The sequence below is a fragment of the Thioclava sp. NS-SX20 genome (assembly GCF_057380695.1).
The window spans coordinates 1,156,588-1,180,714 of record NZ_CM170816.1 but is presented as its reverse complement, the minus strand read 5'-3'; the positions used below and the strand labels follow the sequence as shown (position 1 = coordinate 1,180,714).

At 57.7% G+C, this 24,127-nt stretch carries 12 protein-coding genes and 1 pseudogene; 11 read left to right on the top strand and 2 right to left on the bottom strand.

What is annotated here, in order from left to right; genetic code table 11:
• Positions 1-6: 6 nt before the first annotated feature.
• Together AC2ISB_RS05885 and AC2ISB_RS05880 are read left to right on the top strand one after the other, a co-directional pair.
• Positions 7-2,712 carry a tetratricopeptide repeat protein gene (locus tag AC2ISB_RS05885; protein ID WP_486576591.1) on the top strand — a complete coding sequence of 902 codons (2,706 nt, stop codon included), beginning with the start codon at positions 7-9 and terminating at the stop codon, positions 2,710-2,712.
• The gene (locus tag AC2ISB_RS05880; RefSeq protein ID WP_486576589.1) at positions 2,709-3,848 is read left to right on the top strand and encodes an alginate lyase family protein; all 1,140 of its coding nucleotides are present in this window, start codon (positions 2,709-2,711) and stop codon (positions 3,846-3,848) included. Before AC2ISB_RS05885 ends, AC2ISB_RS05880 begins: the two co-directional genes overlap by 4 nt.
• Before the next feature lie 634 nt (positions 3,849-4,482).
• Here AC2ISB_RS05880 and AC2ISB_RS05875 read toward each other — a convergent pair.
• Both AC2ISB_RS05875 and hsdR read right to left on the bottom strand, forming a co-directional pair.
• The gene (locus AC2ISB_RS05875) at positions 4,483-5,964 is read right to left on the bottom strand and encodes a hypothetical protein (protein ID WP_486576588.1); all 1,482 of its coding nucleotides are present in this window, start codon (positions 5,962-5,964) and stop codon (positions 4,483-4,485) included.
• Positions 5,965-6,086: 122 nt separating this feature from the next.
• A pseudogene (gene hsdR, locus AC2ISB_RS05870) lies at positions 6,087-8,073 on the bottom strand (EcoAI/FtnUII family type I restriction enzme subunit R); the annotation flags it as partial.
• An 809-nt stretch (positions 8,074-8,882) separates the two neighbouring features.
• Between hsdR and AC2ISB_RS05865 the strand changes: the two are divergent.
• The 9 genes from AC2ISB_RS05865 (at position 8,883) to AC2ISB_RS05825 (ending at position 24,109) form a co-directional block, all read left to right on the top strand.
• Positions 8,883-9,083 (top strand): helix-turn-helix transcriptional regulator, encoded by a 201-nt coding sequence (locus AC2ISB_RS05865; RefSeq protein ID WP_486576586.1) that lies wholly within the window; start codon positions 8,883-8,885, stop codon positions 9,081-9,083.
• A gap of 249 nt (positions 9,084-9,332) precedes the next feature.
• On the top strand, positions 9,333-10,220 hold the full coding sequence (locus tag AC2ISB_RS05860; RefSeq protein ID WP_486576584.1) for a BrxR family transcriptional regulator: 888 nt from the start codon (positions 9,333-9,335) through the stop codon (positions 10,218-10,220).
• A complete protein-coding gene (gene brxF, locus AC2ISB_RS05855) occupies positions 10,217-10,675 on the top strand; it encodes a BREX-3 system P-loop-containing protein BrxF (protein WP_486576582.1) in 459 nt (152 codons plus the stop codon). Before AC2ISB_RS05860 ends, brxF begins: the two co-directional genes overlap by 4 nt.
• A gap of 12 nt (positions 10,676-10,687) precedes the next feature.
• Positions 10,688-14,419 carry a DUF6079 family protein gene (locus AC2ISB_RS05850; RefSeq protein WP_486576580.1) on the top strand — a complete coding sequence of 1,244 codons (3,732 nt, stop codon included), beginning with the start codon at positions 10,688-10,690 and terminating at the stop codon, positions 14,417-14,419.
• 128 nt (positions 14,420-14,547) lie between these two features.
• Positions 14,548-15,759, top strand: coding sequence for a hypothetical protein (locus AC2ISB_RS05845; RefSeq protein WP_486576578.1), 1,212 nt, complete (start codon positions 14,548-14,550; stop codon positions 15,757-15,759).
• Positions 15,760-15,769: 10 nt separating this feature from the next.
• Positions 15,770-18,583 (top strand): DNA methyltransferase, encoded by a 2,814-nt coding sequence (locus AC2ISB_RS05840; protein WP_486576576.1) that lies wholly within the window; start codon positions 15,770-15,772, stop codon positions 18,581-18,583.
• A gap of 3 nt (positions 18,584-18,586) precedes the next feature.
• On the top strand, positions 18,587-21,400 hold the full coding sequence (locus tag AC2ISB_RS05835) for a DEAD/DEAH box helicase (RefSeq protein ID WP_486576574.1): 2,814 nt from the start codon (positions 18,587-18,589) through the stop codon (positions 21,398-21,400).
• A complete protein-coding gene (pglZ, locus tag AC2ISB_RS05830; protein WP_486576572.1) occupies positions 21,397-23,400 on the top strand; it encodes a BREX-3 system phosphatase PglZ in 2,004 nt (667 codons plus the stop codon). Before AC2ISB_RS05835 ends, pglZ begins: the two co-directional genes overlap by 4 nt.
• Positions 23,390-24,109 (top strand): hypothetical protein, encoded by a 720-nt coding sequence (locus AC2ISB_RS05825; RefSeq protein ID WP_486576570.1) that lies wholly within the window; start codon positions 23,390-23,392, stop codon positions 24,107-24,109. The genes pglZ and AC2ISB_RS05825 overlap by 11 nt, the downstream gene beginning before the upstream one ends.
• Positions 24,110-24,127: the final 18 nt, after the last annotated feature.

Below are 24,127 nucleotides of genomic sequence, written 5' to 3'. Positions count from 1 at the left end.
GGTCTCTTGCATGGCCGGTCATGGGCCAGATACGGTCTGCGCGCGCTGGCTGTCGGGACGCTCTGGGGACTTGCGCAGACGGCCTCGGCCAAAGATCTCGTTGCTGTGGATTTCGAGCCGCCGGTGATCGAGATGCAATCGGTCTGCGCCCCGCGCCTGAGCGACGAGCAGATCGAGGATCGCTGGAAAAGCTGGGACCGCAAGACATTGGCGGGCAGAAATGCCGAGGAGGTGCGGGGCGATATGCGGCGGCTGATGGAGGTCGATGCCGCCGAATGGAAGCCGGTCTATGCACGTGTGATCGCGCTGCTGCCGCAAATCGACCCCAGCTTCGACGCGGATAAGCAGCTTTTCGAGACCATCGCGATGCGGGTGGCGGCCGGAGAGGCGGCTGCGGTGAAATCGGAAGGGCTGGTGCGCAAGGCGCTGGACACGCCCGGTGCGAAGCTGCCGCATAACCAGCGGCGTCTGGGCGAGTATCTGGTATCGGGACAGGGGATCGACAAAGATCGCATGCGCGGCATCGGCCTGCTTGTCGAGGCCGCGCGCGGCGGTGACGCACAGGCGCTGTTGACCCTTGCCGATTTCCAGAACCGTGGTGTCGCGCTGCCCAACTGGACGGTGGATCCGCAGATGACAATCATGCTGGGCTTTGCCGCGCAGGTCGGGGCGATGAACCCCACGATCTGTGACCGCGTCATCAATATCGCCCGTGCCTATAACAATGGCGAACTGGTCCAGCCCGATTATGCTCTGGCGGAGAAATGGTATCGCTTTGCCGCCGATCTCGGGGATGGGAACGCCGCCTATGCGGTGGCCGAGATGCATTTGCGGTCTGAAAAGATCAAGAAGAACAACGAGGTCATGCTGAAATACCTGCATCAGGCTGCCAAGAACGGTTCGCCTTCGGTGCTGATTGCCTTGGGACGGCTTTATGAAGAGGGCGCGCTGATCGGGCAGGATCTCGGCAAGGCCGAGGCGCTCTATGATCAGGCAGCCGCCAGCGGGGCGCGCGGGGCGCTGGTGCGTCAGGCGCTGTTTCTGGAAAAACGTGCCGATGTGAATCCCGGCTACAAGCCGCGGTTCGAGGCCGCCCTGACCCACCTTCTGGCGCGCGATGATGCCCCCGGTTGGGCCTATGCGCGGGCGGGTCAGATGGCGCTCGAGCGCAAGGGCCGCTGGGCAGGGCAGGACGAGGCTCTGGCGCTGTGGGAGAAGGGGGTCGCCTTGGGAGACGCCGAGGCCATTCGCGGGCGCGCCAGAGTGGCAATGAGCCTGAATGACAAGATGGACACGTTCTATTCCGGCGTGGATGACCTGATCTTTGCCGTCGAACAGATGGGCAAGACCGGCGCGGTTCGGGAACTGGTCGACGCCCATCTCTGCCTTGCGCCGCAGGGGCCTTTGCCCGAACAGGCCGATTACTGGTCCTCGATGGCCGATCCTGCCGCGCTTGGTGCCAGCGAAACCCTGACGGCAGTGCTTGGACGCGTGGAAGAGGCGCAGGTGCCCGATCTGCCGCGCGAGATAGCGCGCAAGGTGATGGCACATGCGCAGGACGTGCTTCCGGCAAGCCCACAGCTTGCGGATCTCGCGACGCTTGCCACCAATCCCGCGCTGTCAGATGCGGAACAGGCCTATTGGACGCGCGTAGCGGGGCTTTTGCAGGTGGCCGCACCGCAATCGGTTCAGGATTATGTGGCGCTGCTGCAACCGCGCCTTCTGATGCAATTCGCGCAGCTCTATCCGGCAAGCGCCGATACGCCCGCCCTCTTGCTGGCTCTGGCGCAGCAGGGCAATGGCGTCGCGATGGAGGCCCTGATGACCGCCGATCCCGCACATTATCCCGATGAGGCCTCGCTCCTTGCCGCCTTTGACGATGTGATCCGCGACAGGGGGGATTTCGACGCAAGCCTTCTGGCGCTGGCCCATGCGGCCCCCGAGGATCAGGCCCTCTGGCTGCGTCACGCCAAATCCGAAATGGCCTGTATCTTTCCGCAGGCCCGCGAACTGGCGATGGTGGCGGGGCGGGTGCACAATACCGCAGCCCTCAAGCATTGGATCGCCGTCAGCGAGGCGCTGGCCCGTCATGAAAAACCGTGGGCCCGTACCCAGATTGCCGACCTCTACGCCATTTTCAAAGACCAGCTTGGCGAGGATGCGGCCCTGACCGCGCAACAGATGTATCTGGCCGCCTATGAGGCCGGAGACCGCACCGCGATCATGCGCCTGCTGCCCAAAGTCGAGAAACCGGGCAAGCCGGGCTTTGATCCGGCACGGGCGGCAGAGCTTTATGTGGCTTTGGCGCAGCGCAGCGACGGGGCAGGGCTTTCGGATGTCGTCGCGCGGATCAACGGGGCCGAGCCTGCCGTAAAACGCGCCATTGGTGACCAGATTGACCCGCGGGCGCTATATTTACGGGCAGCCGAGGCGGGCGATACCTTCGCGATGTATCAATATGCCGCCCTGACGCGTGACAAGGCGCGCACGCCAGCCGATATTGCGGATGCGGAACTATGGCTTGGGCGCGCGGCAGAAGGGGGCAATGTGGATGCGATGATTGATCAGGCACGCTCGCTGGCCTTCGGCATCACCGGAACACCGGACCCCGACGCCGCGCGTGGCTGGTTGGTCAAGGCGGCGGCACTGGGTAACGAAGAGGCCAGCGGGTTGTTGAATTCCATGCAACTGGGAAAGGTGCCGATGCAATGAAGACCGCTTTGACCCTTCCCGCAGGCTGTCTGCTGCTGGCGCTTTTCCCCGCCACAGCGATACTGGCCGAAACCGCTCCGGCAATGCCGGTCGCGCCAGACAGCCAGACAGGCGCTCAAACCGGTACGGATACGGCGGATTCCCCCGATACGGCCCCCGATACCGAAACTTCCGACCCGAAGGCGCAACAGGCCGAGACCTGCTTTGACGAAATCGCACCCGTTGTCAGCCTCTCCTATGGCAGCCGCTATACCGAAGACAGCGAGACACGCTCGGAGTTTGACGAGGCCTCGAACAAGGAGGTAAACGAGGCCCTGAAGCCGGTGGACATGTTCATCTCGAAGCTGGCGCGCGAAAGCAACCGTGCACTCAGCCGGAAGGGCGAACGCGGCGAGGCCTCGGCCCATTGTGTCTTCGACCGGCTGGAAACATGGGCGCAGGCCGACGCCCTGTCCGATCTCGGCAGCATGAATGCGCAGATCTCCGTGCCAAGCCGTCTGGGCGGGATTGTCTTTGCCTATCGCAACGCACTCGAGGTCGCCACGCCCGATCCCGTGCAGAAAGACCATATCGATAACTGGCTGAAAGCACGGGCACAGGCCCATATGACCTATTTCGACACGGACGCCCCCGAACGGGCCTCGCGCAACAATCTGCGCCAATGGGCAGGGCTTGCGGTGGCGCTGGTCGGGCTGACGACCGAAGACGAGGCCATGATCGCCTGGGCCAACGAGACTGTCGACTACACGGCCTGCCATGCCGACCCAGATGGGGCGCTGCCGCTGGAAATGGAGCGGGGCGAATTGTCGCTGCATTACCAGATGCATGCCGTCACCCCCTTGGTGGTCACGGCGGCGCTTCTGACCGAAAACACGCCCCTTAAACCTTTTGACGCCTGTGAGGGGGCCATCTCGAAAATCGTCAATTACACGCTTGCGGGCCTCGAGGACCCCAGCGCCATCGAGACCCGAACCGGCGTGGCACAGAAAATGGACGACGATCTGAAAAGCTACGATTTCGCTTGGGGGGCCGCCTATCTGAAATACGAGGATTCCAGCGAACTCAGCGAGATTGTCTCGGAATTTCCCGGGCTAAGCAATTCCAAACTGGGTGGCGATCAGAGCCTTGTGTGGTAACCCGCATATCGCATTGGCGTTATTGCTCCATAGCAGATTGCAGATGATCCTTGATAGGTTGCCGCTCGACAACCCATCCGGTTAGGCCAAGCCGGAGGTGCGCCACATCAAATCCTGTCATTCCCGGGCCATGAACCCCTTGCCGAAGTGACCCGTTACACGGTTCAAACCGACCGAAAAGAACTCGCGGTGGAGCGAAGCGCTCTCAGCCGCATAAGCGACAGCTCCGAAAGACATTGCTCCAAAACGTGTGTCGGATTATTGTCATACTGACGGCGTGGCCTTCCAATGCAGGACCGTTGAGCCCTTGGGCCAGCACCTCGGAACGTGATCCATCCATCATGAACCGCTCGCCGTCACCCTCCCCATCTGCCGCCCACAATCGAATTGCCGAATTGGTCGACGCCGCCGAACGGCCTCCTGCGGCGATTTACATGATGAAAAATGATGAAGTCGAAATTGGTTTTCAGCGCGAGCACTTCGCTGGAATGTTGAGGTCGATTTCGAAGTTTCAGATATATTTTCCAGCTTTACAGCCTCTCACCGCGTCCGAATTGGGGCACAAGGCGCAAATTCCAATGAAAGTCTGCAGCTAGCTGCGATTTACCAATATACTTGTCGCAGATGAGGCTGTTCAGCGGCCTTCCATTTCGTCACCACGCACGATGCTCAGCAACCTGCGGAACTCGCCATCGTCCGAGGCTTGCTTCCAGAAATTGATGAACTGGCAGACAAGTTGGAGGTTGCCCTTGGCATAATGCCCACTGCTGTCGATGCGGTCCAAGGAGGGCAGCATGTTATCGTCCGTCTGTGCGCCCCGAAACTGGAACGGCAGGCCGGTGATGGCGCAGCGGTCTTCCTGAATGGTGAGCAAGTCCCGGATCAGCTTGTCCAACTCTACGTCGGACATGTGTAGTTCCTTGTTCTTGACGGTCGTCGGGACTACTTGCCCGTTGGAGCTGAAGACCGTCTTGCCCACCGAGTACTTGATGTCCGCAATGGATTTCTCCCGGGCACCGAGGTAACGCGCATCGGCCTTTTCGCCCTTGTCCAAGGCACCCTCGGCTTCCTTGCGCAATAGGTTCGAGAACAGCCACAGTAGGGAATGGGCGTCGATGAGGCGGACGTAGTCCAGTTTGGCCAGATCCGCAATTGGCTCGCGCAGGGCATTCAGGATCCCGTTGAACTGGCTGTATTTCTCCCAGGTGCAATTGCGCAAGGTGCGGAAATTCACGCCGATCTCGCCAAAGACACGGTCGAAGCCGGTCGGTTGGATCGGCATGAAGCGGTCCATGTCCTTGAGGAAGAACAGATAGGCCATCAGCGGGTACTTTGCGCCGGTCGCCTCGCTCAATTCGTCGAACAGCGCACCTTCGTCTCCATCGGTGCAATAGAGCTGGAACAGCAGGCGTTCGAGGGTTTTCAGGCCGGTGCCTGTTGTCGTCGCTTCGATCAGGGCGCGGTGGTCGCGGTTGGCGTGGCCAAACCGGTTCTGCCAGAACACCATGTTGTTGTTCAGGTCACCATGCGTCGCCTGGATTTCGATGGCATCGATAACCTTGGCGACGATGGCGCCGGAGCCGACTTGGTCCTGCATCCAGCTATCGGCCCCGAGGCGAGTTAAGGCTTCGGCGCGGACGCGGGGCTTGTAGCTTTCCCAAGCGGCGATCAGACCTTCGTCAAACCGCGTGAAGGGCGCGTCGAAGGCGGTGATCAGGGATTGGAAGCGGGCGAAGACGCTGGCGAAATCGACGCCTTCCAGCAGATCAGGCGCTTTCGGTGCCTTGGCAGGCGTGCCATCGTACCAGTCGAGGAAGCGTTGAAGGGCTGTGGGGCTGTCGATTTCGGCTCGCTGGGTGTCTGGTCGCTTCAATGGCGCAAGAGGGCCGTTGATGTTCGAGTTGCCGTTGTTGGGTTCGGGCAGAAGCGCGACGCCGTCCAGATGCGGTGGTGCGGGCGGCTGGAACCAGACACGGGTTGTCTGGTTCGTGCGGTGGATGGCAAGGACCCGCCCGACCGGATTGCGGAAGCCGATGATGTAGTCGGTCGGCGCTTTTGCAGGTTCGCCGTAACGGGAACGGAGGAGGCGTTCTGCCTCGGCGGGGGAAAGCGTCATTCTGCGGCTTCCTTGCTGTCGGTGGCGGGGTCCAGCGTCTCGTGGAGGAGCGCTTCGAGGAGGCGAGTGCGGGTGGTGTCGGTGGTGGTCAGGGCGGCCTCCAGCCGGTCGCAGAGGGCCATGAAGTCCTGCAGGCTTTCGGTGATGAGCTTGCCGTCGGCATCGAGGTATTCGACACGCTCCTTCAGGATAGTGGCGCCGACGCCATCGACGTAGATCTTCCGGATCGGGCCGTTTGTGCCGGGCGTGTCTGGGGGCATGGCAGGCGGTGTTTCGGGGCCGCCAGTAGTTTGGTCGGTGCCCGTCTCGTCGTCATCGACTGTCGACGCTGTATCGGTGCCATCCTCAGGTGGTGTCATCGTTCCGTCATCCGGTGGGACGTAAATCTGAACCGGATCGCCATCGAATTCTGGATCCGCGAAATGGTTGGTCGCCCCACGGAAATCGATCAGTGTGAAAAATTTCTTGCCGCTGTCCTCATGCACGCGGGTACCACGACCAACGATCTGCTTGAATTCGGTCATGGAACCGATCTCGCGGTCGATGACGATCAGGCGGCAGGTCTGTGCATCAACCCCAGTGCTGAGAAGGCGCGATGTCGTGACGATGACTGGGTAATCGGATTCCGGATCAATGAAGTTGGGCAGTTCGTTCAGCCCATCCTTGTCCCCGCCGGTGATCCTCATGACATAGCGATGATCCTTTGCCACGAGGTCGGCGTTTTCGTTGATGAGTGCCTGCCGCATCCGTGCGGCGTGCTCCTGATCCACACAAAAGACGATTGTCTTCTGCATACGGTCGCCGCTTTCCTTTAGGAACTGCGTGACGCGTTTGGCGACTAGCTTCGTCCGGTCATCCAAGACCAGCGTACGGTCGAAATCCTTGATGTTATATTGGCGGTCTTCGACCTCGTTGCCCTCACGGTCCAATTGGCCGGGCGTCGGTCGATACCCTTCCACATCCCTGTCGATATGGCTCTTGATGACCTTATAGGGAGCAAGGAAGCCGTCGCTGATCCCTTCTTTGAGGGAATAGGTGTAAATCGGTTGCCCGAAGTAATCCATGTTGGATGCGTATTCGGTCTCCTTAGGCGTGGCAGTCATGCCGATCTGGGTCGCGGAAGAAAAATGTTCGAGAATCTCCCGCCAAGCGGAATCCTCGGCGGCGCTGCCGCGATGGCATTCGTCGATGATGATCAGGTCAAAGAAATCCGGTGAGAGTTTCTTGAAGATTTTCTGATGCTCTTGAGGACCGGTCAGCGCCTGATAAAGGCCAAGGTAGATTTCATAGGCGGCATTGATCCGGCGCTTTTTATCAATGGCCAGTGTCAAGCTTTCTCGCGTGCCATCAGCACGTTCGATAGTCTTCGCATGGGTCGACAGCTTTGCCATAGCTCCTGTGAATGGCCGGAAGTCGTTGACCATTGTCTGATCGACGAGAACATTGCGATCCGCGAGGAACAGGATCCGCTTCTTGGCGCCAGATTTCCATAAACGCCAGATGATCTGGAACGCTGTAGGTCTTACCCGTGCCTGTCGCCATGACCAAGAGCAGCCGCTGTTGTCCCTTTGCGATGGCTTCAATGGCTGAGTTGATAGCGTTGATCTGGTAGTAGCGCGGCGTCTTGCCCATGTCGCGGTAATCATGGAATGCAATTGTTGAGGCTTCTGGCGACAGGCCTTTCCAAGCTTCGTATTTAGACAACAATTCAGCAGGGGAAGGAAAGTTATCAAGACCAAGTGTGGTCTCCACTAATGGAGACTGGCCGGTCGCGTCGTGAAACAGAAAACCGTCACCGTTAGATCAAAAAGCGAATGGCACTCGTAGCATTTGCGCGTAGGTGAGGGCCTGCTGCATGCCGTCGCCGATGGCGTGTCGGTTATCTTTAGCCTCTATGATAGCGATCGGTATATTCGGCTTTACATAGAGAACGTAATCCGCGCGCTTGCGCACTCCCCGCGTTGTGACGCGTCCCCTTACGGTTATCCTGCCATCTGTAAGCGTTTTCTCTTCAGAGACCTGTGTTAATAAATCCCAGCCCGCACTTCGCAAAGCTGGTGTTATCAGCTTGCTGCAGACATCGCGCTCGGTGAAATCTCTTTTTCGCATATTGGCCACTTATCAATTTCCAGAAATTCTACCGGCTATTTTGATGGGCGCAATGCACTAAGCTGAGTTGGCAGCGCCGCTTAGTTTTGGTTCTTAAACACTGAGCGGTATCCCATGCAGCAAGCATGACGAATTTATATACCAGCACGTTCTGGCATGTGCCGAGATGAATTGGGGGAATTAAAGGGGGAAGAGCTAATGCACCACGCTTAATTTGCTAATGTATTTATGTGCTTGCGTGGGTGGTGTGGCGGAGGAGGTGCGCTTCCAACTAGACCGTCTCCTGTGACCCATGTGGAAGCTCCGGCAGGATTACGAGTCTTACGGACTTCTAGGGAACTTTTCGCAATTTGGCGCCGGGTCACTGGGTAATTCGCTGCTGCGCCCAATGTCCGAGGGACGCAGCCCGAAACGCGCAGATCCCCGCAACACACTGACTTGAATACGTTTTCTTTCTACGCATTCGTTGTCTCGCGACCACGGTGGTCGTTCGAAAGGAAGCGAAAATGCGAGAAGTATGCCTCAGTCAAATCGATCTGGCTGCCCGATGGAGAATTAGCCCGAGGACACTTGAGCGGTGGCGGTGGTGCGGCGAAGGACCGAGCTTCATGAAGCTCGGTGGGCGCGTGATCTACCGTCTCGAAGATGTGCTGGCGTTCGAAAATCAAGAATTGCGCGACCTGGAGGAGATAAAGGCCGGGCGCTGAATCCCGCGCGGGCATCGTCAGCGAAACCCTGCGCGAAGCATCGTGTTGGACGCGCAGGGAATTTGCTTTTCGGCCGTTGAGGTCGCACGAAAGGAAACGAAAATGATTGACACACGTCTGACCCAAATTGAGCTGGCAGCACGATGGAGGATCAGCCACAGGACCCTCGAATACTGGCGCTCCCTTGGTGACGGGCCTCGCTTCATCAAGATAGGACGCCGCGTTGTCTACCGGATGGAGGATGTCGTGGCATTCGAAAACCGGGAGCTGAGCGAGATCCCAGCGGACAAGGCCGGGGGCTGAACCATGCAGCCTGACGTCCCCTGTGCTGCGTGCCGCAGGTAAGCTGAGCAGTGAGGACAGCCATCAATGCCTGATCGGTGACTGCGCAGTCCCTGCTGAAACTAGGCCTCGCCCACAAGCCCCAGCAATATCAATCGCTTTACGCGCAATTTCGATTGCGCGCGCTCACCCCGTCGGATAGCGTCGGCTAGAACCCAATAATTGGGCGCGCATAGTAATCGTGCGCATCGACCAAGGCGGGAGCGCGTAGTGGAAATCGACAGGTCGGAACTTCGCTGGGGCGTCGAGCAGCGGCTCGAGTTCATCGAGTTTCGCCTGTTCTGGGAGGGGCATGTGAACCGAAGCGATGTCATGGAGCAGTTCGGGCTGTCGGTGAACCAGGCTTCATCCGACCTGAATCGCTACATCAGCTTTGCCCCCGACAACATGACCTACGACAAGAGCGCGCGCACCTATGTGCGCGGCCCGGGCTTCAAGTCTGTGTTCGGAAAGCTGGACGCTGGCCGCTACCTGGCCCAGCTGCGCTCCCTTGAGGATGGGCTCCTCGACCGCGATGATTGCTGGACCAATGACCTGCCGGCCTTTGCCTCGACGCCAACTCCTGTGCGCGGCGTTCATCCTGAAACCTTACGCGCGGTCGTTGGTGCCATTCGCCGCACCGAGGCGATAGAGGTCAACTACCAATCCCTGTCCCATCCCGAGCCGCGCTGGCGCTGGATTGCGCCCCACGCCATCGCTTTCGATGGATTTCGTTGGCATGCGCGAGCCTTCTGTATGACGGACGATTGCTTCAAGGACTTCCTGCTGTCGCGGATGCTGGAAGTGCGCGGGGCTGCTGAGGCTGTAACCACTGCCGCGGAAGATGCCGATTGGCATTCGGAGGTCACGCTGGAAGTGGGGCCCCACCCGGGCCTGTCCGATACACAGGCCAAGGTGATCGCGCTCGACTACGGCATGCAGGACGGTAAAGCCGAGATCAAGGTTCGCCGCGCGCTGCTCTATTACACGCTCAAGCGCCTAGGGTTGGACACCGATCCATCCGCTAGGAAGCCGCAGGATCAGCAGATTGTGCTGTTGAACGCAACCCCGGTGTCTTCCAGCACGCGTGCTCCCAGTGATAGCGGGAGGGACGCATGATCGATGAACTTGAACGCAAGATTGCAGATACAGCGATTTTGAACAGTAAGCTGATACTTCTGATCGGACCGCCACGAAGTGGAAAAACCGCGCTCCTAGGCCGGCTATCAGATCGCGTGAATGTGCCAATTTTGAATGCTGGCATTGCCCTCGGGCGGGCATTGTTAGGGCTTCCGAGGACGCGACGACACCTACAGGTATCAGAGCTGTTCAAGGCGGTGGCTTATACGCATGTCGGCCAAGACCTGCTGCTCGTCGACAACATAGAGCTCCTGTTTGACAGAACACTCCGGGTTAGTCCGCTCGAAGTGCTAAAAGCACAGGCCCGTGTTCGGCCAGTGGTGGCAGCTTGGCCTGGCGAGCTGCGCGATAACCGCCTGTCCTACGCCGTGACAGGTCACCCAGAATATCAGGATCACGGCTCAGATGGCGCGATCCTTTTTAAAGTGCATTGAGAGGAAATGAATATGCCCATGCATTATGGCGATCTCATTCAGTTCGAGCAGATCGAGTCGGTCATTCAGCTTCTCGATGCCAACCGGCCCGAAGAAGCAAAGAAGCTGGTTTCTACTTACGTCATATCCGACGAGATGGCCGAACGAATTGCGAACCAGATGATCACACAGCTTTCGTTCGACGAGAGCGTGGACCACAAAGGGGTGCTGGTCGTCGGTAACTACGGGACTGGTAAGTCTCACCTGATGTCCGTGCTGTCGCTCGTGGCAGAAGATGCGGCTTATCTGCCTATGATCCGGCATCCGAAGGTGGCGGAAGCTGCCAACGCAATTGCGGGCAAGTTCAAAGTCCACCGGATCGAGGTATCCAGCCAGATGTCTCTCCGGGACATCATCACCCAGCAGCTCGAGCTGTTCCTCGAGAAGCACGGGGTGAGCTACTCTTTCCCCGCCGCAGACAAGGTTGTGAACAACAAGTCTGCGTTTGAAGAGATGATGGCCGCGTTTTCGGAGGTGCATCCGGACCATGGCGTTCTCCTCGTGGTCGATGAGTTCCTCGAATACCTACGATCCCGCCGTGACCACGACCTTGTGCTCGACCTGTCGTTCCTGCGTGAAATCGGCGAGGTCACCAAGCATCTCCGCTTCCGTTTCGTCGCGGGCGTTCAGGAGGCAATCTTCGATAGCGGTCGCTTCCAGCATGTCTCGGACAGCCTTCGGCGCGTGAAGGACCGGTTCACACAAGTGCTGCTCGCTCGTCAGGACGTCAGCTTCGTCGTCGCCGAGCGCCTGCTCAAGAAGACTGCAGACCAGCAAGACAAAATCCGAGCCTATCTGACTCCATTCGCCAAGTTCTACGGATCCATGAACGAGCGCATGGACGAATATGTTCGGCTTTTCCCGGTTCACCCGGATTACATCGGGACATTCGAGCGGCTCGTCTTTACCGAAAAACGCGGTGCATTGGTCACATTGCGAGACCAGATTCAGGCCGTGCTGAAGGATGAAGTGCCCCAAGATCGACCAGGGCTTATCGGCTATGACAAGTTCTGGGAAACTGTCGCCTCCAACGGTGCGCTGAAGGCCGACCCGAACATCGGCCCAGTGCTGAAGGTTTCCGAGGTGCTGTCGGAGCGTGTCCGCAAAGCGTTCACGCGGCCTCAATACCGGCCTATAGCGCTGAGGATTATTGATGGCCTTTCTGTCCACCGCCTGACGACAGGTGGGGACATCTACGTTCCCGTCGGTCCCACGGCGGAGGAGTTGCGCGATACGCTTTGCCTCTACCAGCCCGGTATCGAAGACATGGGGGGTGATCCCGAAGCCGATCTTCTTTCTCTCGTTCAAACTGTCTTGCGAGAGACAATCCGGACAGTCAACGGGCAGTTCATCTCCAAGGCCGCAGACACAGAGCAGTACTTCCTCGACCTTAAGAAGGACGTGGACTACGACGCACAGGTCGAGAAACGAGCTGATGTACTGTCCGATGACGCCCTAGATCGCGCATACTACAGCGCCATCCGGCAGCTGATGGAACAGACGGACGAGACGTCCTACGTGACGGGGCACCAGATCTGGCAATATCAGATCGAATGGCAGGATCGCCGCGTTGAACGCAATGGATACCTCTTCTTCGGCGCCCCTAACGACCGCCCAACCGCGCAGCCCGAACGCGATTTCTACATTTACTTCATTCAACCGTTTGAGCCGCCGCGCTTCCGCGATGATCAAAAGGCTGACGAAGTATTCTTTCGTCTGAGAAACCCCGACGACGCTTTCCGTCGCCATTTGTCATTCTACGCTGCGGCTCAAGACTTGGCGTCGACTGCCAGCGGAGGAGCGAAGTCTGTCTATTTGGACAAAGCCAAGGATGCTCTGCGCGAAATGAGCAAATGGCTGCAAGAAAAACAGATGTCGGCATTCGAGGTTACCTATCAGGGTAAGTCTAAGGCGTTGCAGGAGTGGACCAAAGGCGTCTCGCTGCGAGACAAAGCGCGCCTAGGTCCGGAAGAGCGGATCAATTTCCGTGACGTGGTGAATGCGATTTCCGGCCTAGCGCTAAACAACCAATTCGGCGAGGTTGCGCCCGAGTACCCGAGGTTCTCGGCACTTGTGACCGAGTCCAACCGAAAGCAGCTGATTGGAAATACGCTTCGCGTCCTGGCCGGGGCCAACCGGACCAAGGATGCTGTCATCATCCTTGATGGGCTGGAGATGCTAGACGGCGACCGCATCGAGCCAACGCAGTCGCGTTATGCGCTGGAGGTCCTGAACCGGTTGAAGGCCAAGGGCCATGGCCAAGTGCTGAACCGCAGTGAGCTGATAAGCGGTGACGCCGAGGTCGAGTGCTTTGCTCCTATCAAGTTTCGCCTCGAGCCGGACCTGCTCGCGGTCGTTCTCGGCGGGTTGGTCTATTCGGGCGACATCGTCCTTGCTGTCACAGGGGAAAAGATCGACTCGAGCAGGATTACAGCCCTTGCCGAGCGTCCGCTCGATGAACTTAAGCAGTTCAAGCATGTCGAGGCCCCCAAGGAAATCAACGTGGCGGTCCTTCGCTCTTTGTTCGAGGTCTTGGGGCTGCCTCCTGGTCTGGCGCAACAAGCTACCCAAGGCAGCGATGAGCCGGTGAAGCTGCTTCAGGAAGAGGTGGGAAAGCTCACCAAGCAGGTTCTCGCCTCCTCGCATGACATGTCGGGTCGCCTCAGCTTCTGGGGCCAACCGCTTCTGCGGGAGGAAGAGATCCGCGAATGGCGCTCGAAACTCGACGAGCTCAAGTCTTTCTCGGAAAATCTTGCCCCCTACAACACGGTTGGCAAGCTCAAGAACCTGCGCATCGGCTCAGACGATATCGCCGCTCAGAGCAAGAACCTCGACGTGCTCAAAGCGGTCGAGGCTATGCTGGATCTTATCGCAGATCTTGGCGCTGTGGCTGCCTACCTCTCTCAGGCAGAAATGGTCCTGATGCCGGACCATCCTTGGGTGAAGCAGTCGCAGGAAGTCCGCAAGCAGCTCCTCGAGAAGCTGGCCGGCGATCGCACGGCCCAGCACGCGGCCGAGTACCGTCAGACCCTGGCCAAGCTCAAGAAGGACTACATCGCTGCCTACATTGCTCAGCACAGTCGGGCGCGTCTTGGTGTGGCCGAGGACAAGACTAAGGCGTCACTGCGAAAAGACCCACGTCTTGCGTCGATGCGGACGCTGATGAACGTGTCTCTGATGCCTACCAGCCAGCTCACCGGCTACGAAGACAAGCTCGAGAGGCTGAAAAGCTGCGCGTCGCTCTTGGAGGCGGAACTGTCCGCCAGCCCGATGTGCCCGCACTGTAGCTTCAAGCCCGCCAACGAGCAGGGTGACATGCTGCCCGCAGCGAATGTCTTGAAGCAGCTTGATGAAGAGCTGGATCGCCTGATCGACGGTTGGCGGCAGACGCTCCTCGACAACCTCGAAGATCCGACGATCCAGGAGAACCTCGATCTACTGAAGCCCGCCGCCCGCAGCTTGGTCGAGGCGTTCGTATCGACCAAGGCCCTTCCGGATCCGGTAACAGGCGACTTTGCCTCTGCCATCCAGGACGCTCTGTCCGGTCTGGAGAAGGTCAATGTCGATAGCGACGACATCAAGGCGGCGCTGCTGCAAGGTGGGTCTCCGGCAACGCCGGAAGATCTGCGCAAGCGGTTCGAAGCCTTCCTTGCAGACCGATGCAAGGGCAAGGACACCACCAAGCTGCGCTTCGTGGTGGAGTGAAGATGTTGGTGGGAACCGGTCTTTCAGACGTCGACTCTCTCGCATTGGCAGTCAGGGATAGGGAGTCCCGTCGACTCATCGGCGAGGCGATCACCGCGTACCGTGGGGGCGCGCTACGATCCTCACTGATGTCGACATGGATCGCGGTTGCCTACGACATCATCGCAAAAGCCCGGGAACTGGCTGCACAAGGTGAAGCCGGTCCAAAGGCTTTTGTGAAAGAACTGGACGACGCCATCGCCGCTAAGGATGTTCGAAAGCTGCAACTCATTGAAAGCGAGCTTCTGACCAAAGCCAACGCGGATCTTCAGTTACTCGCACCGCACGAGCATGCTGCGCTGGTCAGGCTGCAGGAGGATCGGCATCTGTGTGCCCATCCGGCCTTCGTTGTCGAGGATCAACTGTATCAGCCGACGCCAGAGCTGGTTCGCGCGCACATCGTGCATGCCCTTCAGCACCTGCTGGTGCACGCTCCGCTACAGGGCAAGAGTGCCATCGCGCGGTTTGATGCGGACCTTATGGGGCCCGCGTTTCCGGCAACGGCAGACGAAATCGGTACCTTCGTGCGCACGAAGTATCTTGATCGGGCGAAGGATGTGCTGGTGATCAACCTGATCAAGGCAATCATCAGCATGCCGTTTGGCGCGGAACGTGCTAAATACGCCAGCAAGACACGCACACTCGCCGTCATCCTGCGTGAAATCTTAAAGGCCAAGACCGCGATCTATGATGCGGTGATGCCAGCCTATGTGGCCGAGAAGATCGAACAGGTGCCGGGCGAAGTTCTTTTGAGCATCTGCCCCTACCTCGAAAACGATCCCCGCATCTGGGATTGGCTCAAGGAGCCGGATCGGACGCGTATCCGGCGCCTTCTTGAGACATCGACGGCTGACGAACTCAAGGAACACGCTGCCTTGGATGCCTTTGCAATTCCCGCGATGGCTGGCGTGTTGCTCGACCGGTTCAACGGCTTTGACGATCCGACCAAACTCAACATCATTGCGGAACATCCGCGCAAAGAGCTCGTCGGGCACGGGATCGCGCTCTTTCAACACGCAGGGAGTTTCCGATACGCCGAGCAGCTTGGGAAGTCTGTGATCCTGCCGCTGGCTCCTTGTTTCACAGCCGCCGATCTTCAGGCCGTGCTGGAAGCTGCGGCGGACAATGGCCAGATTTGGGATGCGGCGGAGACGCCTAGCATCCTTGACCAGCTGTTCGACCGGACAAAACCCCTGCTTCCAGCCAGCCGCCCCCATTGGCAAGCGTTCCTCGCCACGTTGTCGGGCAGACAAGTTCTTCGCTACTCCGGGCTGCAAGAACGCCTCGACCAGAATCTTTAAGGAATAGAAAATGAGTGACTTATTTGAAAACCAAGAGGCCTCGGGTCCTGTCCAATGCTTGGGCGTCACATTCCCTGACGACGATGCCCGGCGTGACTATTTTCTGAAGCTGTTGGCTGAGAAGCTGAAGGATCCTGCCTTTCGGGAGCAGGAGGGATTTCCTTTGGCAACGGATGATGCAATTTTGGCATTGTCGAATCCGCCGTATTATACTGCCTGCCCGAATCCGTTCTGGGACGACGTGGTAGAGGATAAAGTATCTGCATCAACGCAGGATATTCCCTATCATAGGGAGCCCTTTGTCTCTGACGTTAGTGAAGGCAAATACGATCCCCTGTATAAACTTCACCCTTATCACACGAAGGTGCCACATCGCGCGATCATGCACTATATATTGCACTACACAAATCCAGGCGACGTCGTCCTCGATTCTTTCGCTGGGACGGGAGCGACTGGAGTTGCAGCAAATCTATGTGGAGATGAGGCAGCGGTTCGTGCCCTCGGTTATAAAATTCTTCCAAGCGGAATAGTTTCAAGAAAAGAGAACCAAGAAGAGTTTTCTAGAGTTGGACAGCGCCGAGCGTTGATTGCAGATTTGTCCCCCGCGGCAACCTTCATCTCAAACGCCTACAACTCGCCGGTCAATTTACAAAAATTTTACAGCGATGCGAAAAAAGCAATCTGTGACGCAGAGCGAGCGTACGGTTGGGCCTTTAAGACGCTCCACCATCCGAGTGAGGAAGTAATTAACTCCTCCCTCAGCGAGATATCTGACAACGAGCGCCCCGATCTAGAAAAGATTGGTGCCACTGGAGTTATCAAAAACGTCATCTGGTCTGATGTTTTTCTGTGCTCGCAGTGTCAGGGTGAGATCGTATTTTGGGAACACGGGGTCGATATAGAGGGAGGGAAAGTTAAGTCGAAGTTCAACTGCCCCACATGTGGTTCAGAGGCCAAGAAATCCAGCCTAGAGCGGAAATGGTCCGAAATTTTTGATCCGTATTTGCAAAAGGTTATCAGGCAGGCTGTCCAAGTCCCGGTAAGGATATCGTATACCTATGCCGGAAGTAAGTTTCAGAAAATACCTGATAAAGTTGATTTTGCCATCGCACTGAAAGCTGATGCAACAATTTCAGATTATTGGTGTCCTCACTACGCGCTACCGCCCGGACACAACACAAGACAGCCTATTGAATCCCATGGTTTCACTCATGTTCATCATTTTTACTCAGGTAGGAACAGGCTGGCATTGTCCGCATTTAATGCGCTTTGCGCTAGGCCGGAAGTTAAATCCCTTCTAACTGTCGTAGCGCTTAGGATTACGAAGCGCTACGGGCTGACTTATCAATCTGGCGTTTGGGGGGCTGGCGGAGGCCCGACCAATGGCACTTTGTATATTCCCTCTCTCGTTAAGGAGCTTAATATCCTCGAGATGCTGTCGGGTGCCATCTCGAAGTTTGATGCAAAGTCCAACTACAAGGGTCGCTCCTCTTTTGTTTCAACGCAGTCTGCACAAGTTTTGAATTTGCCAGACAACTCAATCGACTATGCATTTATAGACCCGCCCTTTGGGGCCAACATAATGTACTCTCAGATGAATTTTCTTTGGGAGGGGTGGCTCGGGGCGCGGACCAATACCACCACTGAAACAATTGAGTGCAAGGAGCAAGGCAAGGACCTAAACGATTATCGCGGACTTATGACTCGGGCTTTGAGGCAAGTTTACCGCGTCTTAAAGCCTGGAAGATGGCTAACTGTCGAGTTCTCCAACACGCAGGCAAGTGTATGGAATGCGATCCAAATCTCAATTCAGGAGGCCGGGTTTGTCGTTGCTAACGTGGCGGCTCTTGATAAGCAAAAAGGAAGCTTTAAGGCCCTGACGACCACGACTGCGGTAAAGCAGGACTTGATTATTTCCGCTTACAAACCTTCCGAAGATTTGGAGAAAATGCTGGAAGCCAAAGGCTCCATCGAAGCTTCCGTATGGGATTTTGTTCAGGCTCATTTGCGTCAACTTCCCATTATTCGTAAGAGCGGAAATGAATTGGAATTCTTGATTGAGCGCGACCCTAGAATCTTATTTGATCGAACAGTTGCATGGTTCGTGCGTCATGAAATTTTGGTCCCACTTTCGAGCCAAGAGTTCCAAGACGGACTACGTAGCAAATTTCCCGACCGCGATGGCATGATTTTCCTGCCCGACCAGATCCCCGAATATGATCGCAGGCGCGCCCAGGCGTCCCAGCCGCCCCAGATGGAAATGTTCGTCGCCGACGAACGCAGTGCCATCGATTGGCTGACGGACTTCCTGCGCAAGCGACCCTCGACCTATCAAGAGGTGCACCCGGAGTTTACCGCCCAGCTTGGTGCGGGCTGGAAGAAGCATGAGACCCGCCCCGAACTGTCGGCGCTGCTGGAGGACAACTTCCTGCGCTATGACGGCTCGGCCGATGTGCCAAGCCAGATCCATACCTACCTTTCGACGAACTACCACGATCTTCGCAATCTCGAGAAATCGGACCCGCGGCTGAAGGCAAAGGCCAAGGATCGCTGGTTCGTGCCTGACCCGAACAAGGCGCAGGACTTGGAGAAGAAGCGAGAAAAGGCGCTGCTGAAGGAGTTCGAAGAATACCGCAACGCGTCCGGCCGCAAGCTCAAGGAGTTCCGCCTGGAGGTCCTGCGGGCAGGCTTCAAGGCAGCATGGGCGAACAAGGACTATCAGACCATCGTCACCATCGCCAACAAGGTGCCCGAAGAAGCGCTGCAGGAAGATGAAAAGCTGCTCTTCTGGTACGACAGCGCCGTGACCCGGACCGGGGGCTGAGCTGTGGTGGACGGCGGAGTATCCTTTGGCGTGGGTGAATGGTGCTGGCATGCCTGCCATGCTGCACCCTGCCGCGTCGTGGACCGCGAGACGGTCTGGGGCGAGACCACCTATCGGGTCTGGCTGCCCGGCCGGGATGCCGTCGTCCGCGCCAGAGCGCGCGATCTGGGCCCGCTTGACGCCGTCCAGCCATCGGTCGAGCAAGTCCTTCACACGGCCGCCTCGGCAAAGCTGCTGGACGCGCTGGAGGAGAACCTGCTCCTGGCCCCTATCCAGTCGAGCGTGGTGCCGCTGCCGCATCAGCTCTATGCGCTCGGCCGCGCCATGAGCCGCGACAGGATCCGCTATCTGCTCGCGGATGAAGTCGGGCTCGGCAAGACGATCGAGGCGGGTCTGATCCTTCGCGAACTGAAGCTGCGCGGCATGGCCCGCAGGATCCTGGTTGTCGCGCCCAAGGGGCTGGTGCGGCAATGGCAGGCTGAGATGCGCCTGCATTTCGGAGAGCAGTTCACGTTTGTTGAACCGGCGGAGCTTTCCGCCTTTCGGCAGTGGCGGAACGACGAGGAAAACCTCTGGCGCGTGCATGACCAAGTGATCTGTTCGCTGGACTCCGTGAAGCCCATGGAAGGCCGGCGCGGGTGGAGCGTCGAGCAGCTCCAAACATATAACCGCGAACGGTTCGAAGATCTTATCTCCGCATCGTGGGATCTGGTGATCATCGACGAAGCTCACAGGATGGGCGGCAGCACGGACCAGGTTGCGCGGTACAAGCTGGGTGCGGCCTTGGCCGAGGCGGCGCCGTATTTGCTCCTCCTCTCTGCGACGCCCCATCAAGGCAAAACCGACCAATTTCACCGCCTGATGCAACTGCTTGATCGGGACGCTTTCCCCGATGTGAACAGTATAGTGGCCGATCGGGTGAGACCCTTCGTGGTCAGGACAGAAAAACGCGCAGCTATCGACGCCGAAGGAAAACCTCTTTTCAAACCGCGCATGACACGGTTGCAGCCGGTCACCTGGCTGGATCGCCATGCGGCGCAAAAGAGCCTATACGAAGCCGTCACAGAGTACGTTCGCCACGGATACAACCAGGCGATGGCGGCAAAGCAGCGCCATATAGGCTTCCTGATGATCCTGATGCAGCGTCTAGTGACCTCGAGCACGGCAGCGATCCGGACGACGCTCGAGAAACGAATGCTCGCGCTCGAAGACGATCATGCACAGCTGAAGCTTTTCCCATCCGAGCGTGCAGAGGACTGGCACGAACTCTCTGGCGAAGATCAGATTGACTTGGCGGTCGCGTTTGAGGCGCTGGCTGACGAGCGCAAAGACGTCGAAGCGCTGTTGTTCCTCGCGCGGGAAACTGAAGTCCACGGGACCGATGCCAAAGCGGAAGCCTTGCTGGAACTGATTTACAAGATCCAGCAGGAAGAAAATGATCCGGAGCTGAAGGTCCTGGTCTTCACCGAGTTTGTACCGACACAGGCAATGCTCGCGGACTTCTTGCAAAGTCGCGGCTTCTCGGTCGCGACATTGAACGGAAGCATGGACCTTGAAGCGCGGTCGCGGACCCAGAAAGCGTTCTCGCAGGACGCCCGCATCCTGATATCCACGGATGCGGGGGGGGAAGGCCTTAACCTCCAATTCTGCCACGTCATCGTGAACTTCGACATGCCGTGGAACCCCATGCGGGTTGAGCAGCGGATCGGCCGTGTTGACCGGATCGGACAGCCGTTTGTCGTGCGCGCCATCAACTTCGTGCTCGAAGACACGGTTGAGTATCGTGTTCGCGAGGTTCTCGAAACCAAGCTGGCCATCATCGCTGAAGAGTTCGGTGTCGACAAGGCGGCCGACGTCATGGACTCGGTCGAGGCAGAGCCGCTGTTCGACGAGCTTTTCGTCAATGGCCTGCAGAACCCGGATGCAATCGAAGCTGAATGTGAAACGGTTTTGTCTCACCTCAGATCGGCGATTGCGGAGCATAGCCAAAGTAGCCAGATTCTGTCTGCTGAGCATGAACTTGACGCGACAGACGCTCAAAAGTGGCGGGACCATCCTGCACAGTTCTGGCTCGAACGGGCCATTACGTCGGGCCTGCCGAGTCACGGCGGCCAAGCCACCAAAGAAGGTGATGCTTGGCAGGTCCGCTGGGCAGGAGACAGTGAGGCAACTCCTGTGTGTTTCGACGCAAGGACTGCAGAGGGGCGCCCTGACCTAGAGTGGCTTACGCTCGAAGATCCCAGAGCCCGAGCCTTGATTTCAGATTTGCCTAGGTGTGTTGCGGGACAGAATGTGCCCTCCGTCCGAATCTCGGGGCTTCCTGAAACCGTCAGGGGCGTGTGGTCACTCTGGGAAATCACACTGTCGGCGGATGCCTTTAGCCGCCGACGTTTCCTGCCAGTCTTCCTCAGCAAAGAAGGCCGGGCATTCCAACCGACCGCGAAACGAATTTGGGATCTGCTTCTCACCGAACGCGTTGAGACAATAGAACTCTCGAGCGCAGCCATCGGCGTCGAGCTTTTTAGCAAATCCAAGGACGCAGCCGTCACCCAGGGCGAACGCATGTTCACCGAACTGGTCGAAGAGCACATGACCCAGCTAAGGGAAGAACGGGACCGTGCAACTTACGCTTTTGATGCGCGCCAGCAGGCGATCGGGCGGGTCGGACTTGCGACGGTGCGCGACTATCGTAGGAAGCGTCTGCAAGTAGAACATGATGCGCGTCTCGCTCGTCTGGACGCCGCTGAAGCCTTCGTCCCAGATCTACACTGTGTCCTCGTCTTGCGCGTCGGTCAGCAATCGGATGCAAGCACATGACGCCTTGGACAGAACGGATAATTCAAGCCTTCCCAGAGGATCTTTCATCATTTTGGATCGCAAACGATCCAGACAACCTCCTGCTGGATGAGCATATCCTCCGGGTCCTGCGAGATCGCGGCTTTGAGGTGCTTCCTTTCGACGATCCGATCGTCTTTCGGGTTGAATACGAAGAACGCTATCGTGCCGTCTGGGATAATGGCGGTACGGGAACTTGCAAAGCGCTTATCCTTCAATACTCTGGAACGGACCTGAACATTCTGCCTTGGGATTACCTGCAGCATGCTCGAAGGGTTGACCTGAGCCTCGCCGATTTGATGCCCAAGCTGAACGCCAGCGTCATCCGACAGGTCGATAGCGCCTATCTCGAAACGCTCTTTGAAGCTCACAATAGCTTTGCTTCCCAAGTCTTGGGCGAGAGTTTGACGAAAGAATTCCTTCTGACGCATCTGTTCGAGATCAGTCCACATCTCCTGCGGAAGCCGGAGACCTTCTGGCGCGAGGCATTTGGGTTGCTTTATCGCGGGGTCATGTTGCCCCCCATTCTCGCTCAGCATGTCGCTAAAATCCTGTCAGACACGGTCGTTGGGCATTTGCCGATAGAGGATTTTCTGTCGTCGAGGACCACTATGGTCCGCGCGATCCAATCGGCTTGGGGCCGATTTCTGGAAGAGCAAGGCGTTGAGATCGATCCATCGGATCGCGATACGGCATCAGAAGTTGTCACAGACGTCGAGATCCCTTTCGAGCATGCCGACATCCGCGTCATCGTCGATACGCTCTTCCTTGAAGGGGCACTTCAGCCAGTAAACGTCCGGACTGCACCAACAACGTTGCCGGATTGGATCAAGCTCGGCGCTATTCAAAGCTCGACCAACCTGCGCGACTTGGTCAGCGGTGGGATTAGGTCCGTCGCAGCAAAGCTTCCTGCGCCGGACGCTACTCATCGTGATTGGATCGATGCAGCAAAGCGGTTGGCTGAGACCATCTACCGTTTCCATGAACTGCCAAGTGATGACGCGGCGGTCCTTCGGCCCGCCATGCGTGCGCTGCAACTCGATGCTGACACCAGGCTGGGAGATTGGGTGCAAAAACGGTTTCAGGATCTGCCATCGTTACCTGTCGCCAAGGCGCCGGTCATGGTGCATCACATCCCGCGTTTCCTGTCGATGCGACGGAGCGCTGGCGAAGACAAGATCGCTCTCTTGGTGTTCGACGGGATGGCACTCGATCAATGGGTGCAAATTCGAGAGTACTTGAGCTCGCGCGCACCAGATCTCATCGCGTACGAGAACGGTTGCTTCGCATGGCTTCCAACCCTGACGTCCGTCTCCCGGCAGGCGCTGTTCTCGGGTTTGAGGCCGCGTGAGTTCCAGGCATCAATTGAAACAACCGCGCAGGAACCTTCACTCTGGAGCCGCTTCTGGTTGGAAAACGGTCTGCGCGGCGGAGAAGTCTATTACCGCAAAGCTATCAAGCGGACCGAACAAATGTCGGAGCTTGAGGCGGCTGTTTCAAGCCCGTCGATCAAGATCGCCGGTATCGTTGTTGATATGATTGATGAACTCGTTCACGGGGCCATGCTCGGCAAACGAGGGCTTTCAAGCCAGATCCAGGAATGGTGCGAAACCGGCTTCGTTGAGCAACTGCTGAACCTACTTATCGGCAAAGGCTTCCATGTTTATGTGACCGCCGATCATGGGAACGTCGATGCAGAGGGCATCGGGCGACTCAATCAAGGCGTGATCGGTGAAGTCAAAGGGGAACGGGTCCGCACGTATCGCAACGAGACGTTGGCATCGTCCGTTCCGAAAGCAACCGACGCCTTTCAGTTTGTAGGCCAAGGTCTGCCGTTGGATTTTCTGCCACTCTATGCGAATGGTCGCGGGGCCTTTGTCCCCGTTGGCCAACAGGTAGTTGCTCATGGAGGGATGTCAGTCGAGGAGCTGATCGTGCCATTCGTGAAGATGGGAACAAAAAAGGAAGATAATGCAGCCTAAAGCTCCTCAGATTGGATTTGACCGCTTCATCCGCCTTGATTGGGCGGCAGCAGCTTTACGCGTGCGGTCGGGCGCTGCGGATATCACCGAGCTCGATCAGCTTCTCACTGATGCGCATGCCGGACAAGAAGCGAAAAAGAAGACAAGGACCGTCTTGAACCGACTTTGGCTCGAACCTCGCGAAGAGCTCTCTGGCTTGGCTGATAGGGGCGTCGACATTTATCGGAGGGTGTCGGATCCGCAGGTAGCAGTTCTCACTTGGGGTATGGCGCTGGCAGTTTATCCATTCTTTGCGAAAGTCGCTGAGATTGTGGGGCGGCTAACGTCCCTTCAAGGAGACTGCACCACGGCGGAAGTCCACAGAAGGATGGCTGAGATCTATGGCGAGCGAGAAGGTACTCGTCGCATGACAAATATGGTCCTGCAATCACAAGTCGATTGGTCCCTGCTCAACAAGAGCGACAATGGCAAGAAATTAACCAGAAACGCTCCTATGGCAGTGCAAAGCCCGGATACGGTCCAGTGGCTTTCAGAAGCCTTGCTCATGCATGTTGGTCGCCCCCTCACTCTTGACGTTCTTGCTGACCAGCCGACGATGTTTCCGTTCTCTCTCGGAGATAACCTTGGCTATGTTCTTTCATTGTCTCAAGCACTTGAAGTCCGAGCAGACAGTGCTGGAACGCGAATTATCTGCCTTACTGCTCCCTAAATCCGACCACGCCTTTCT